This window comes from Polaribacter sp. OB-PA-B3 (assembly GCF_054589375.1).
The window spans coordinates 514,514-529,031 of the sequence record NZ_BAAIIX010000002.1 but is presented as its reverse complement, the minus strand read 5'-3'; the positions used below and the strand labels follow the sequence as shown (position 1 = coordinate 529,031).

At 29.6% G+C, this 14,518-nt stretch carries 10 protein-coding genes; 9 read left to right on the top strand and 1 reads right to left on the bottom strand.

The window, feature by feature from the left end; translation table 11 throughout:
* Positions 1-73: 73 nt before the first annotated feature.
* Both typA and ACYPV9_RS06180 read left to right on the top strand, forming a co-directional pair.
* On the top strand, positions 74-1,846 hold the full coding sequence (gene typA, locus ACYPV9_RS06185; protein WP_299059788.1) for a translational GTPase TypA: 1,773 nt from the start codon (positions 74-76) through the stop codon (positions 1,844-1,846).
* A 93-nt stretch (positions 1,847-1,939) separates the two neighbouring features.
* Entirely contained in the window at positions 1,940-2,317 is a 378-nt protein-coding gene (locus tag ACYPV9_RS06180; RefSeq protein ID WP_299059790.1) for a hypothetical protein, read from the top strand.
* Positions 2,318-2,325: 8 nt separating this feature from the next.
* Here the strand turns inward: ACYPV9_RS06180 and ACYPV9_RS06175 are convergent, their stop codons facing one another.
* Positions 2,326-3,507, bottom strand: coding sequence for an MFS transporter (locus ACYPV9_RS06175; protein ID WP_459742356.1), 1,182 nt, complete (start codon positions 3,505-3,507; stop codon positions 2,326-2,328).
* 84 nt (positions 3,508-3,591) lie between these two features.
* Between ACYPV9_RS06175 and ACYPV9_RS06170 the strand changes: the two genes are divergently transcribed.
* The 7 genes from ACYPV9_RS06170 to ACYPV9_RS06140 all read left to right on the top strand — a co-directional run bounded on the left by ACYPV9_RS06170 (position 3,592) and on the right by ACYPV9_RS06140 (position 14,461).
* Positions 3,592-4,449 (top strand): beta/alpha barrel domain-containing protein, encoded by an 858-nt coding sequence (locus tag ACYPV9_RS06170; protein ID WP_459742354.1) that lies wholly within the window; start codon positions 3,592-3,594, stop codon positions 4,447-4,449.
* 152 nt (positions 4,450-4,601) lie between these two features.
* The gene (locus ACYPV9_RS06165; RefSeq protein ID WP_459742352.1) at positions 4,602-6,545 is read left to right on the top strand and encodes a hypothetical protein; all 1,944 of its coding nucleotides are present in this window, start codon (positions 4,602-4,604) and stop codon (positions 6,543-6,545) included.
* Between the two features lie 91 nt (positions 6,546-6,636).
* Positions 6,637-8,136, top strand: coding sequence for a bifunctional metallophosphatase/5'-nucleotidase (locus tag ACYPV9_RS06160; RefSeq protein WP_459742350.1), 1,500 nt, complete (start codon positions 6,637-6,639; stop codon positions 8,134-8,136).
* Positions 8,137-8,234: 98 nt separating this feature from the next.
* Positions 8,235-9,425 (top strand): DUF4856 domain-containing protein, encoded by a 1,191-nt coding sequence (locus tag ACYPV9_RS06155; protein WP_459742348.1) that lies wholly within the window; start codon positions 8,235-8,237, stop codon positions 9,423-9,425.
* A gap of 91 nt (positions 9,426-9,516) precedes the next feature.
* On the top strand, positions 9,517-10,617 hold the full coding sequence (locus ACYPV9_RS06150; RefSeq protein WP_459742346.1) for an imelysin family protein: 1,101 nt from the start codon (positions 9,517-9,519) through the stop codon (positions 10,615-10,617).
* 70 nt (positions 10,618-10,687) lie between these two features.
* Positions 10,688-12,058 carry an HTTM domain-containing protein gene (locus ACYPV9_RS06145; protein ID WP_459742344.1) on the top strand — a complete coding sequence of 457 codons (1,371 nt, stop codon included), beginning with the start codon at positions 10,688-10,690 and terminating at the stop codon, positions 12,056-12,058.
* Between the two features lie 3 nt (positions 12,059-12,061).
* Positions 12,062-14,461, top strand: coding sequence for a TonB-dependent receptor family protein (locus tag ACYPV9_RS06140; RefSeq protein WP_459742342.1), 2,400 nt, complete (start codon positions 12,062-12,064; stop codon positions 14,459-14,461).
* The last annotated feature ends 57 nt before the right edge of the window (positions 14,462-14,518 follow it).

Below are 14,518 nucleotides of genomic sequence, written 5' to 3'. Positions count from 1 at the left end.
TTAAACTTTTTTGGTTTGAAACCAATCTTTAAACTAAAAACACTACTTTTGCACGAAATTTAAGAACGCAAGAATGCAACCAATTAGAAACATCGCTATTATAGCCCACGTAGATCACGGTAAAACAACGTTAGTTGATAAAATTATAGATCAAGCAAAAATCTTAGACGAACGTAAAGAACGTACAGATTTATTGTTAGATAACAACGATTTAGAACGTGAAAGAGGAATTACGATTCTTTCTAAAAACGTATCTGTAAATTATAAGAACACAAAAATTAACGTAATTGATACTCCTGGTCACGCCGATTTTGGTGGAGAGGTAGAGCGTGTATTAAAAATGGCTGATGGTGTTTTATTATTAGTGGATGCATTTGAAGGGCCAATGCCACAAACTCGTTTTGTATTAGGTAAAGCCTTAGAATTAGGATTAACTCCTATTGTAGTTGTTAACAAAGTAGATAAAGAAAACTGTACACCAGATTTAGTTCATGAGAAAGTTTTTGATTTGATGTTTGCTCTAGAAGCAACAGAAGAGCAATTAGACTTTACTACAATTTATGGTTCTGCAAAGAACAATTGGATGTCTACAGACTGGAAAAATGAAACAGACAATATTGTACCTTTATTAGATGCTGTATTAGAATCTATACCAGAAACTAAATACAACGAAGGTACTGCACAAATGCAGATTACATCTTTAGACTTTTCTGCTTTTACAGGTAGAATTGCTATCGGACGTGTATTTAGAGGTGATTTAGAAGCAGGTAAAGATTACATGTTATGTAAAGCAGATGGTTCTACTAAAAAAGTTAGAATTAAAGAATTACACGTTTTTGAAGGAATGGGTAAAGTACAAGTAGATAAAGTACCTTGTGGTGATATTTGTGCAATTACTGGTGTAGAAGATTTTGAAATTGGTGATACAATTGCAGATTTAGAAAACCCAGAGGCATTACCAAGAACAGAAATTGATAAACCAACAATGAGTATGTTGTTTACTATTAACAACTCTCCGTTTTTTGGTAAAGAAGGTAAATTTGTAACATCTCGTCATTTACGTGACAGATTGTTTAAAGAAATGGAAAAAAACCTTGCATTAAGAGTAGATACTACAGATTCTGAAGATAAATTTAACGTTTTCGGACGTGGAGTTTTACACTTATCTGTATTAATAGAAACAATGCGTAGAGAAGGGTATGAGTTACAAGTAGGTAGACCACAAGTTATTTTAAAAGAAATTGACGGAGTGAAATGTGAGCCTTACGAGACTTTATCTATCGATGTTCCTGAAGATGTTGCATCTAAAGCAATTAATTTAGTATCTCTTAGAAAAGGAGATTTATTAATTATGGAGCCTAAAGGAGATTTACAACATTTAGAATTTACAATTCCTTCTAGAGGTTTAATTGGTTTACGTAATAAAATTTTAACTGCAACAGCAGGTCAAGCTATTATTAACCACCGTTTTTCTGAATACGGACCTTTTAAAGGTGAATTTTCTGAAGATATTAAAGGTGCAATTGTATCATCTGCAGCAGGTAAAGCAACAGCTTATGCTATTGATAGATTACAAGATAGAGGTCGTTTCTTTATCGATCCAAACCAAGATATTTATATTGGGCAGGTTGTAGGAGAAAACTCTAAAGCCGATGATATGGGTGTAAACTTAATTAAAGGTAAAAAATTAACTAACGTGCGTTCTTCTGGTACAGATGATAGTGTTAAGATTGCACCAAAAATTGATTTTTCTTTGGAAGAATGTATGGAGTATATTAAAGCTGATGAGTACTTAGAAGTTACTCCAGAAAGCTTACGTATGCGTAAAATTAATTTTAGACCATAACAATATATTAAAATACCTTTTTGATTATAATAATCTAAGATTATTAATATCTTAAAAACGCCACTTTTTAGTGGCGTTTTTTATAATTGTACTATGAGTGAATTTATCCATTTTTTTGAAGTTTTAAAAGAAAGCATAGCAAATGATGAGTTTGTTAAATTAACAGTTAGTAAACCCATTAGAAAAAGTGAAGGTTTATTAAATGTATATGCACGTTTGTTTAAAATTGACAACAAAGATGTTTTTGAGCTAAAATATCGTTATACCGATGATAATAAGTTTAAGCAATTTACTTTAGAAGAATTAAAATCAGAATTGGAAAGTTTATTATTAAATAAATTTAGAACAGCTTGTTTATTTACTTTAAGTGAAGATTTAATAGTTCTTGTTTCTAAAAAGAAACTTGTTTCCTACAGAGATAATGCACCAAGTTTTAAAAATAAGTTACCAGAAATACCTTTACAATCTTAAAAGTAATATTAGTTTTTAGAAAAATTACTATTTGTTTTTAAAACGATTAAGCCCAATATAGGGCCAATTGCCAGTATTAAGTATATAAATGTAGTGTTTGTTATGTGATTAATATAACTAGTGACTTGTATGCTAAAAATTGTAACGGCATAACCTATACAATTTACTATTGTAAGGGCTGTACCTTTATCTTTTTTAGGAGCACTTTGAGCGATTAGCGTAGAAAATAGTGGTGAATCTGCAATAACAACCATTCCCCAAAAAAGTAGAAAACTAATAAAAATTATTGCATTATCAATCATAAAAAATAGTGGAGAAATCAAACAACAAAAACAAGATAAAAGTAAAGACCAATAAGCTGTTTTTTTTGTACCAATTACAGCAGCAATATTGCTACCAATTATACATCCAATACTTCCTATAGAAATTATAAAAAAAGACAATAACGGAATATTAAAGTGAACTTGCTTATGAATGTTTGAATACGTAATTAAAAGTATTGGAACAAAGGCCCAAAACGTATAAAGTTCCCACATATGGCCGAAATATCCAAAAGCAGCTTTTCTAAATTGAACATTTTTAAAAACTTTATAGCAGATAGAAATATCTAAAGCGTTTCCTTTTTTTCTATAAGGCCCATCAGGTACTAAAGCAAATAATAACAATCCACCACAAGTTGCTAATACCGAAATAGATAAAACTATATTTTTCCATGAATAGTCTTGTAAACCATCTTTAAGTAAATGTGGTAAAGCAGTTCCTAGAACTAACGCTCCAACTAAATAACCTAAAGATTTTCCTAGTCCTTTTTCAAAATAATCTGTAGCAATTTTCATCCCTACAGGATAAATTCCGGCTAAAAATACTCCTGTTAAAAATCTTAATAACAGTAAGCTAAATAATGTGTTCTCATCAAAAATTAAACAAGTGTTAAAAATAGCGCCTAAAGATGCACAAAAGAAAAATACTTTAGAAGGCGAGAATCTATCTGCAATAGAAAGAAGTGCAAATAACAATGTTCCTAAAATAAAACCGAATTGAACTGCAGAAGTTAAATTTTCTAAAGCATTGGTTTTTAAATCGAAGTTATTTATTAAATCTGTTAATACAGCATTGCTTGCAAACCATAAAGACGTACAGCAGAATTGAGAAATAACAATTATAATAAGAACAAATTTGTGATGTTTCATTTAGAAAGCAAATTTATTGAAAAGAATGTAATATTCAATTTAAAATTAACATTGAAATCAGTTTGTTTTTTTATCTTTGATTTGATGAAAAAAGTCAAAATCATAGAATGTCCTAGAGATGCAATGCAAGGTATTAAATCTCATTTTATTGCAACCGAGCAAAAAGCATTGTATATAAATTCACTTTTAAAAGTTGGTTTCGATACTATTGATTTTGGAAGTTTTGTTTCTCCAAAAGCGATTCCGCAAATGCGAGATACTGCTGCTGTTTTATCAAAATTAGATTTATCGAAAACAGATAGTAAGTTATTAGCGATTATTGCAAATATTAGAGGAGCAAATGATGCTTCTGTTTTTGAAGAAATAGATTATTTAGGATATCCATTCTCTATTTCAGAAAACTTTCAAATGAGAAATACGCATAAAACAATAGCAGAATCTATAGAAACTTTAGATGCTATTTTAAATATTGCCGATAAGTCTAATAAAGAAGTAGTAGCGTACTTATCAATGGGATTTGGTAATCCTTACGGAGATCCTTGGAATGTGGAAATAGTAGGTAAGTGGACCGAAAAATTATCTAAAATGGGCGTGAAAATTTTATCGCTTTCAGATACTATTGGTAGTTCTACACCAGATGTTATAGAATATTTATTTTCAAATTTAATTCCAGAATATTCAAACATAGAATTCGGAGCACATCTACATACAACAGCAGATAAGTGGCACGAGAAAGTAAATGCTGCTTTTAAAGCTGGTTGTATTAGGTTTGATGGTGCTATCAAGGGTTATGGTGGTTGTCCAATGGCAAAAGATGACTTAACAGGTAACATGCCAACCGAAAAATTATTATCTTATTTTACTACAGAAAAAGCTTTTACAAATATAAAGCCGATGAGTTTTGAAAGCGCTTACAATAAGGCTTTAGAAACTTTTCAGTAAATTCAGAATTTATTAAATGTTTACCAATTACTGTTGAATTATCTTAAAATTAAGTTAATTTTTTATATGAGGTACTATTTATTTTTAATGAGTTAATACTTGTTCAATATTTTGTTTATCTTTATTTTAAAATAATTAAACAAAATAACATTATGAAAAAAATTAAACTTTTATTACTAATTGTTACCTCAACTTTTATTTTCCAAAGTTGTGAAGATAATGACAATGACGAATTTATGTTGCCATTACCAAATGGAAATGCCGTGTTATATGATCTCTCATCTAAAGATGTAGACGGAATAAGTGGTTCAGTAACATTTAAAGAAAATACAGATGCCACAATTACTGCATCTATAACTATTTCAGGTACTCCTGTTGGGGGAATTCATCCTGCACACATACACATAAATACAGCTGCAGAAGGCGGTGCTATTGCTGTAAGTTTAAATCCTGTAAATGGAGATATTGGAAAAAGCACAACTACATTTTCAACCTTAGACGATGGTACATCTATAACATACAACCAACTACTAAACTTTGATGGTTATGTTAATGTTCATTTAAGCGCAGACGAATTAGGTACAATTGTATCTCAAGGAGACATTGGTCAAAATGATTTAACAGGAAACACAATAACATATGACTTAGGTGAAAAAGATGTATCTGGTATTTCTGGATCAGCAACTTTTTCTGAAAGAGTTAATGGAGAAGCTCTGGCAACTTTAAATATAATGAATACTCCTGCAGGAGGTATCCATCCATCGCACATTCATGCAAATACAGCTATAGAGGGTGGTGCAATATTGTTTTCATTTAATCCAGTGAATGGAGACACAGGTATGAGTATGACTAATATTTCTACTTTTGATGATGGGGCTTCTTTTACGTATACTGATATAGCAGATTTAGATGGTTATATTAATGTTCATTTAAGTGCAACACAACTTTCTACAATTGTAGCTCAAGGAGATATCGGTCAGAATGATTTAACGGGGAACACTAAAGAGTATGATTTAGGAGAAAAAGATGTAACTGGTATTTCTGGAACTGCAACTTTTTCTGAAAGAATTAATGGAGAATCTTTAGCAACTTTAGAATTAATCAATACTCCTGCTGGGGGATCACATCCATCGCACATTCATGCTAATACAGCTGTAGAAGGTGGTGCAATATTGCTTTCTTTTAATCCAGTGAATGGAGACACAGGTATGAGTATGACTAATGTTTCAACTTTTGATGATGGGTCTTCTTTAATGTATACTGATATAGCAGATTTAGATGGTTATATTAATGTTCATTTAAGTGCAACACAACTTTCTACAATTGTAGCTCAAGGTGATATTGGTCAGAATGATTTAACAGGAAACACAATAATATATGACTTAGGTGAAAAAGATGTAACTGGTATTTCTGGATCAGCAACTTTTTCTGAAAGAGTTAATGGAGAATCTTTAGCAACCTTAGATTTAATGAATACTCCTGCTGGTGGATCACATCCAGCACATATTCATGCCAATACAGCTGTAGAAGGTGGTGCAATATTATTTTCTTTTAATCCGGTGAATGGAGATACAGGAATGAGTATGACTAATGTATCTACTTTTGATGATGGATCTTCATTTGTTTATGCAGATATTGCAAATTTAGATGGTTATATTAATGTTCATTTAAGTGCAACACAACTTTCTACAATTGTAGCTCAAGGAGACATTGGTAAAAACGATTTAACGTCAGAAAGTAAAGTGTATACCTTAGCAGAAAAAGATGTAGTAGGAATTTCTGGTACTGCAACTTTTTATAAAAGAATTGACGGTTCTGCATTAGCTGTATTAAATATTATGAACACACCAGTTGGTGGAATGCATCCAGCACATATTCATGAAAATGACGCGGCAACCGGCGGACCAATTGCTTTTAGCTTTTCTCCTGTAAATGGAGATACTGGAATGAGTATGTCTCAAGTAGAAACTTTAGATGATGGTACGGCAATTACTTATGATGAAATTTTATCTTTTGATGGTTATATTAATGTACATTTAAGTGCATCTCAATTAGGGACTATTGTTGCTCAAGGTAACGTAGGATCTAATGAATAATTAGATAATTAATATTATAATTTTAAAACCCATCATTTTTTGATGGGTTTTCTTGTTTTATGTTGTTACTTTTGATGTAAATATTATAACCATGGAATTTCATATAAGACAGTTACTTTTATTGTTCTTAATTGCTTTTACTTCTTGTGAAAAAAATGACTCTAAAATAGATTTTACATTCTTGCAATTAAATGATGTTTATGAAATTGCACCAATTCAAGGAGGTGAATATGGAGGAATGGCAAGAGTTGAAACTATTCATCAAGAGCTTTTACAAGAAAATAAAAATACCATGCTTTTTATGGCAGGAGATTTTTTGAATCCGTCTTTATTGGGAACCATAAAAGTAAACGGAAAAAGAGTAAAAGGAAAGCAAATGGTAGAAGTAATGAACGCTATGAATTTCGACCTAGTTGCCTTTGGTAACCATGAATTTGATCTATCCAAAGAAGAATTGCAACAAAGATTAAATGAAAGTACTTTCCCTTGGATTTCTGCCAACGTAAAATTGAAAACAAAAGAAGAAGCGGTTTTATATTACAAAGAAAAAAATGATAAAAAAGAAAATGTTAACGAAACCTTTATAAAAGAGTTTACAGATAAAGATGGTACAAAAATTAAAATTGGCTTTATAAGTGTTTGTATCCCTTCTAACCCTAAAGAATATGTAGAATATGGCAATATGTTTATAAAAGCTAGAGCCTCTTATGCTACATTAAAAGATAAAGTTGATATAGTTTTTGGTTTAACACATGTAAAACTAGCAAACGATAAAAAAATTGCAAGATTAATTCCAGATTTACCATTAATCATGGGTGGTCACGAACATACTAATAGTAATAATTTTATAGGAAATGTTCAAATATCTAAAGCAGATGCAAATGCTAAAACCGTTTACATCCATAGAATTTCTTATGATAAAAAATCCAAGAAAACTGCTATTCAATCAGAATTAAAAGAGGTAAATAGTTCTATTAAAGAAGATGAAAAGGTTAAAAAAATTGTAGAGAATTGGCAATCGATATTAGATGAAAAAATAAAGCAAGTTATTGAAAAGCCGAATGAAATTATTTACAATACGAAGATTCCTTTAGATGGAAGAGATACACCAATAAGGAGTAAACAAACCAATTTAGGACAATTAATCACCAGAGCAATGTCTTTTGCATATAACGATAAAGTTGATGCAGCAATTGTAAATGGTGGTTCTATTAGAATTGATGATGTTTTGGTTGGAGATATTTCTCCGATAGATATTTTTAGAGTTTTGCCATATGGCGGTGCGGTTTTAAAAGTTAAAATTAAAGGTAGCTTACTAAAAAGAGTTTTAGATTATGGTAAACTTGCAGCAGGAACAGGTGCTTATTTACATAGATATAATATTCAATTAAAAGGTGATCAATGGTTTTTAAATAATAAACCAATCGATTTAAATAAAATCTACACTGTTGCTTTTTCTGATTATTTATTAAAAGGTTTTGATATTCCGTTTTTATCTTATAAAAACAAAGAAGTTGTCGAGATTTATCATCCTAAAGAAAGTGAAATAGCAATAGACATTAGAAAATCATTAGTTGCTTATTTAGAATAAATTTTATTTTAATTTATTCTAAATAAGCTTTGTTAAATTAGATTTGGGTAGTATATTTGCAAAAAAATAAAGTACTATTTTAAACTAATCTAAATAAAATGAAAAAAGTTTTTTTAACTTTAGCTATTGCTACCATACTAGCATCTTGTAATAATAATGATAGCGATAACGGAATTGAAACAGTTGCTCCAGCGACTTATAATTTTGAAAGAAACGGTGAAAGCACCGTAAGTTATAGTGGGCAAACTACTAGAATTAAAATGGCAGGTGAGTTTGTATCTGCTCTTTCATCAACATCAGAAACTATTACTAGCCTAAAAGGCAAATTTGCTCATGCGGAAGGTGATAATGATTTTACAGAGGAAGAATTAAATGCATCTTCAAAAAATATTAGAAGTAAAACTGCTGCATCTACAGATTTTTATGCTAGTAATACTACAGACGCAATAGCAATTAAAGCAGATTTTGATAGTTGGATAGAAGCACAAGTAAATGAAGTTTTTCCTAATTGGAATACAGATGCATCTGCCGGAGTAGCTGGTCAAATTCAACAAGCTGGTGGTGGTTCTATTAGATATGTAAATGCAAAAGGATTAGAGTATAACCAATTGATAGCAAAAAGTTTAATTGGTGGTTTAATGACAGATCAAATTTTAAATAATTATTTAAGTGTTGCTGTTTTAGATGAAGCTACAAATGTAGAAGATAATGATGCTGCTGTTGTATTAAGTGGTAAAAACTATACTAACATGGAGCATAAGTGGGATGAAGCTTTTGGTTATTTATACGGTAACGAATCAGATGCTACAGCACCAGAATTAAATCAAGACAGTTTTTTAAATAAGTATTTGAGTAGAGTAGAAGGTGATTCTGATTTTGCTGGAATCGCGCAAGATATTTACAATGCATTTAAATTAGGTAGAGCGGCAATTGTTTCTGGTGATTATGTTACTAGAAATGAACAAGCAGAAATTTTAAGAGAAAAAATTTCTGAGGTTATTGCCATCAGAGCAGTGTATTATTTACAACAAGGTAAAACAAAATTAGCTACAGACAAAGCAAGTGCTTTTCATGATTTATCAGAAGGTTTAGGGTTTGTTTATAGTTTACAATTTACAAGACAACCAAATAGTAGTATCTCTTTCTTTACAAAAGAAGAAGTAGATAACTTTATGACAACTTTACTAGCTGGTAATGGTTTTTGGGATGTTTCAACTACAACTTTAGATGAAATTTCTGCAACAATTGCTGCAAAATTTAACTTTACAGTTGCACAAGCAGGTTCTTAGTAAAATTTATATCAATTTATATTACAAAAAGCAATCACATTGGTTGCTTTTTTGTATTTTTGTATCTTTATTTAGAATAAATAGAAATAATATGTTAAAAAGATTTTCTTTACTTTTTATAGTAATACTTATAGTTAATGCGTGTTCTTCTTCAGAAGGCGGCGAGCAAGTAATTTCAGATAGTTTTGATAGAGGAGCAATGTTGGTAAATATTGCAGACAATATAATTATTCCTGCTTATGAAGATTTTAACGCTAAAATGAATAGTCTTAAATCTGCTGGAGATAGTTTTGTTGCAAACCCTAATCAAACAAATTTAGATAGTTTTAGAGATGCATGGTTAACAGCTTATAAAACTTGGCAGCATGTAGAAATGTTTAATATTGATAAAGCTGAAGAAGTTCAGTTTTCTTTCTATATGAACATTTACCCTTTAACAGTTGCCGATGTAGAAGAAAATATAGCTAATGGTAGTTACGATTTAAATAGTGTAAATAACCATGATGCTCAAGGTTTTCCTGCTTTAGATTATTTATTATATGGTGTGGAAGATTCAGATCCTAAAATACTAGATAAGTATACTACGGCTACAAATAACGATAATTACAAAAAATATCTTACCGATGTTTTGAACCAAATGACAACTTTAACAAACACGGTAGTTTCAGATTTTAAAGCGCAAAGAGATTCTTTTGTTGCAAGTACTCAAAATACAGCAACTAGCGTGGTTAATAAGTTGATAAACGATTATATTTTTTACTACGAGAAGGGTTTAAGAGCTAATAAATTCGGAATTCCGGCAGGTGTTTTTTCTAACACAACTTTACCAAATAAAGTAGAAGGTTTTTATAAAAATGATGTTTCTAAAGAACTTTCTTTAGAAGCGTTAACAGCTGTTAAAAATCTTTTTGAAGGTAAATCTTATAATGGAAATTCAAGCGGTTTAAGTTTTAAAAATTACTTAATTCAATTAGAAAGAGAAGATATTGCAAGTGCTATTACAAATCAGTTAGCAACTGCAACATCAGAAATTAATAAATTAGATAACAGTTTTACCGTTCAAGTAAATTCTGATAATACAGCAATGACAAAATCTTACGATGAATTACAAAAAGTTGTTATTTATTTTAAGGTAGATATGTTGCAGACTTTCAATATAAATGTTGATTACGTTGATGCAGATGGCGATTAATAAAACAATAATTAATTAAATACAGATTCCTAATTTTCCGTTGAATTTCAACAGAAAATTAGGTTTTTTTATGTTAAAAAATAAAATCACATATTACTTTAATCAGCAAACAAGTGTAGCTCCTTTAGTCATATTTCGTTTGTTTTTTGGGTTAATGATGTTTGCCAGTATTGTTAGATTCTGGGCAAACGGTTGGATTGAAAAATTGTATTTACAACCAAAATTTCATTTTTCTTACTTCGGATTAGATTTTATAAAACCCATAGGTAATTATACATATATTTTATTTATTATCTGTGCAATTTCGTCGTTAATGGTTGCTGTAGGTTATAAGTATAGATTTGCTATCATAACCTTTTTTTTGTCATTTTTGTACATAGAATTAATGGACAAGACTACGTATTTAAATCATTATTATTTTATAACAATACTTAGTTTTCTATTAATTTTCTTACCAGCAAATGTCTATTTTTCTATAGATAGTTTTCAAAAGAAAAAACAGTTTTTAAATGTTTCTACATGGACAATAGATTGTATAAAAATTCTCTTATCAATTGTATACTTTTATGCAGGTTTAGCAAAAATAAATTCAGATTGGTTGTTTAGAGCAATGCCTCTTAAAATATGGTTGCCCTCTAAATATGATTTGCCTTTTATTGGTACAAATTTAATGCAACAAAATTGGTTTCATTTTGCAATGAGTTGGTCTGGATTAATTTACGATTTGGCAATTCCGTTTTTACTCTTTTATAAAAGAACAAGATATGTTGCAATTCTGTTTGTAGTCATTTTTCATGTTTTTACAAGAGTTCTTTTTCCTATTGGTATGTTTCCTTTTATAATGATTGTTTCTGCTTTAATATTTTTTGATGCATCTTTTCATCAAAAAATTATCAACTTTATAAGTAATTATTTACCCAAAATTAATATACAAACGTTTGATAAATATACTTTTAGTAAAACAAAATTAGCATTTATTAAACCTATTTTGATTGTGTTTTTTGTTTTGCAAATCCTAATTCCGTGGAGATATTTATTGTACCCCGGAGAGTTATTTTGGACAGAAGAAGGCTACAGATACTCGTGGCGAGTTATGTTAATGGAAAAAGCGGGTAACACTACATTTAGAATTAAAGATTTAAATACAGGAAACTCGTTTCGAGTAGAAAACTCAGATTTTTTAACCTCTTTTCAAGAAAAACAAATGAGTTATCAGCCAGATTTCATTATAGAATATGCTCATTTTCTTGGAGATCATTTTACAAAACAAGGACATAAAAATATTGGTGTTTTTGCAGACAGTTATGTTGCATTAAATGGTAGATTAAGTACAAAGTTTGTAGATGAATCCGTAAATTTGTATCAGAAAAAAATAACAACATTTAAACCTATCGATTGGATACTTCCTTTTCAATCAAAAATAAAAATTAAAGGTATTTAAATAATGAAAAATAAAATACTTCTATTAAGTTTACTATTTTTTCAAACCATAATATTTGCACAAAATATAGTAAATGGTTCTGTAAAAACAGCAACAAGTTCACCTCTTAAAAACGTACAAGTTTATAACGAAATGGGCGGTTTATTAGCAGAAACAAATGCTTTAGGTAAATTTAAGTTTACAACAGCTAAAACAAAATTGCCCTTAATTTTTTATGCTGAAGGATATAAAATTAAAAATGTTTTTGTAGAAATAGATAAATTTCAAAATCTAAATATCGTTTTAAATAATTTCTCAGAAGATTTATCAGAAATTCAAATTAAAGCAAGAAAAGAAAGAGTTTTCGAATTAAAACGATTAAAAGATGTCGAAGGTACCTCTATTTTTGCAGGAAAAAAGACAGAAGTTATTCTTGTAAATCAATCTACGGCGAATGTGGCAACAAATAATGCGCGTCAAATTTTTAATCAAATCGCAGGTTTAAATATCTATCAGAACGACGATGCAGGCTTACAATTAAACATTGGTGGTAGAGGATTAGATCCTAACAGAACTGCAAATTTTAATACAAGACAAAATGGTTACGATATTAGTGCAGATGTTCTAGGATATCCAGAAAGTTATTATACACCTGCAGCCGAAAGCTTATCAGAAATACAAGTTATTAGAGGTGCAGCTTCTTTACAATACGGAACTCAATTTGGTGGTTTAGTTAATTTTGTAACTAAAAAACCAACTAAAAATCAAGAAATTATTTTTAGAAATACCATTGGTAGTAATGGTTTGTATACAAATTTTACAAGTTTAAGAGATACGCAAGGTAAATGGAGTTACTATACTTTTATAAACTATAAGAAAGGAGATGGGTTTAGACCAAATTCTAATTTCGAATCTAAAAATGCATTTTTACATTTAGGATATCAATTCAATTTAAAAAGTAAACTTTCTTTAGAAATAACTGTTTTAGATTATTTGGCACAACAAGCAGGTGGTTTAACAGATGCTATGTTTAACGAAGATCCTTATCAAAGTAATAGAGCACGTAATTGGTTTCAGGTTAAATGGTTGTTATACAATTTAAAATGGGAACATTTATTTTCAGAAAAAACTAACTTTTCTTTTAATTTCTTCGGATTAGATGCTTCTAGAGATGCTATTGGTTTTAGAACAAATAGAGTAAATCAAGTAGATCCAGGTTCTGAAAGAGATTTAATTAAAGGAACTTTTAAGAACTTTGGTTTTGAAACAAGATTATTAAGTAAATACTCTTTGTTTGATAAAAAGGCAACTTTTTTAATTGGCTCTAAATTTTACAAAGCCAATAATACAAATATGCAAGGTCCTGGTTCTAATAATTCGGATGCAGATTTTGAGTATTATAATAACGAATATCCAAATTATCCGCGTCAATCTGATAGTAAATTTCCGAATTTAAACGTTTCATTATTCGGAGAAAATATTGTGTATTTAAATGATAAATGGTCTGTTACACCGGGTGTTAGATTCGAATACATCAATACAAAAAGAGACGAAATCATTAAAGATATTGTAACCGATGCCGCAGGTAATGTAATTAACGACAATCTTAGAGAAGAAAAAGAAACAAATGAAAGGACTTTTCTTTTGTTAGGTGTTGGTACGAGTTATAAAAAATCAAAAGCATTAGAATTTTATGGAAATATTTCTCAAAATTATAGATCTGTAACTTTTTCTGATATCAGTACTGCAAATCCTGCTTTTGAAATATCGCCAGATATTACAGATGAAAAAGGTTTTACTATTGATACAGGTTTTAGAGGTAATTTTAAAAACTATTTTTCTTACGATGCCAATATTTTCGGACTTTTTTACAACGATAGAATAAATATTTATACAAGAGATGATGGTAAAGCAGAACGAGATAATATTGGTGATGCTAGAATTTTAGGAATCGAAAGTTTGGTAGATTTTAATTTAAAAAAGTTGTTTCAAATGAATTCTAACTTTGTTTTTAATTACTTTATAAATTCATCATTTATTTCATCAGAATATACAAAGTCAGAAAAAAATGGTGTAGTTGGTAATGAAGTCGAATTTATACCAAATGTTAATATTAAAACAGGATTTAAATTTGGATATAATAACTTTATAGCAAGTTTGCAATATTCATATTTATCTAGACAATTTTCTGATGCAACAAATGCGTCTGGCGGAAGTATAAGTGGTGTAACCGGAGAAATACCAGCATATAGTATTTTAGATTTTTCTACTTCTTATAAATACAAGTTTGCAAAATTAGAAGCTGGGGTAAATAATTTATTAGATAATGCCTACTTTACAAGAAGAGCAACAGGTTATCCTGGGCCTGGTATTATAACATCTGCGCCAAGAAATTATTACGTAGGTTTAGAATTAAAATTCTAAGCTTTAATATAGTTTTAAAGTCAATAAATATTTGTAAATTTGCTCGCAATTATATCT

Bases quoted from the DNA above. Each gene is read 5' to 3' on its own strand.
- ACYPV9_RS06170 (WP_459742354.1), top strand. From the start codon at position 3,592: ATGAAAAAAGTCAAAATCATAGAATGTCCTAGAGATGCAATGCAAGGT.
- ACYPV9_RS06145 (WP_459742344.1), top strand. From the start codon at position 10,688: ATGTTAAAAAATAAAATCACATATTACTTTAATCAGCAAACAAGTGTA.
- ACYPV9_RS06160 (WP_459742350.1), top strand. From the start codon at position 6,637: ATGGAATTTCATATAAGACAGTTACTTTTATTGTTCTTAATTGCTTTT.
- ACYPV9_RS06175 (WP_459742356.1), bottom strand. From the start codon at position 3,507: ATGAAACATCACAAATTTGTTCTTATTATAATTGTTATTTCTCAATTC.
- ACYPV9_RS06140 (WP_459742342.1), top strand. From the start codon at position 12,062: ATGAAAAATAAAATACTTCTATTAAGTTTACTATTTTTTCAAACCATA.
- typA (WP_299059788.1), top strand. From the start codon at position 74: ATGCAACCAATTAGAAACATCGCTATTATAGCCCACGTAGATCACGGT.
- ACYPV9_RS06150 (WP_459742346.1), top strand. From the start codon at position 9,517: ATGTTAAAAAGATTTTCTTTACTTTTTATAGTAATACTTATAGTTAAT.
- ACYPV9_RS06155 (WP_459742348.1), top strand. From the start codon at position 8,235: ATGAAAAAAGTTTTTTTAACTTTAGCTATTGCTACCATACTAGCATCT.
- ACYPV9_RS06180 (WP_299059790.1), top strand. From the start codon at position 1,940: ATGAGTGAATTTATCCATTTTTTTGAAGTTTTAAAAGAAAGCATAGCA.
- ACYPV9_RS06165 (WP_459742352.1), top strand. From the start codon at position 4,602: ATGAAAAAAATTAAACTTTTATTACTAATTGTTACCTCAACTTTTATT.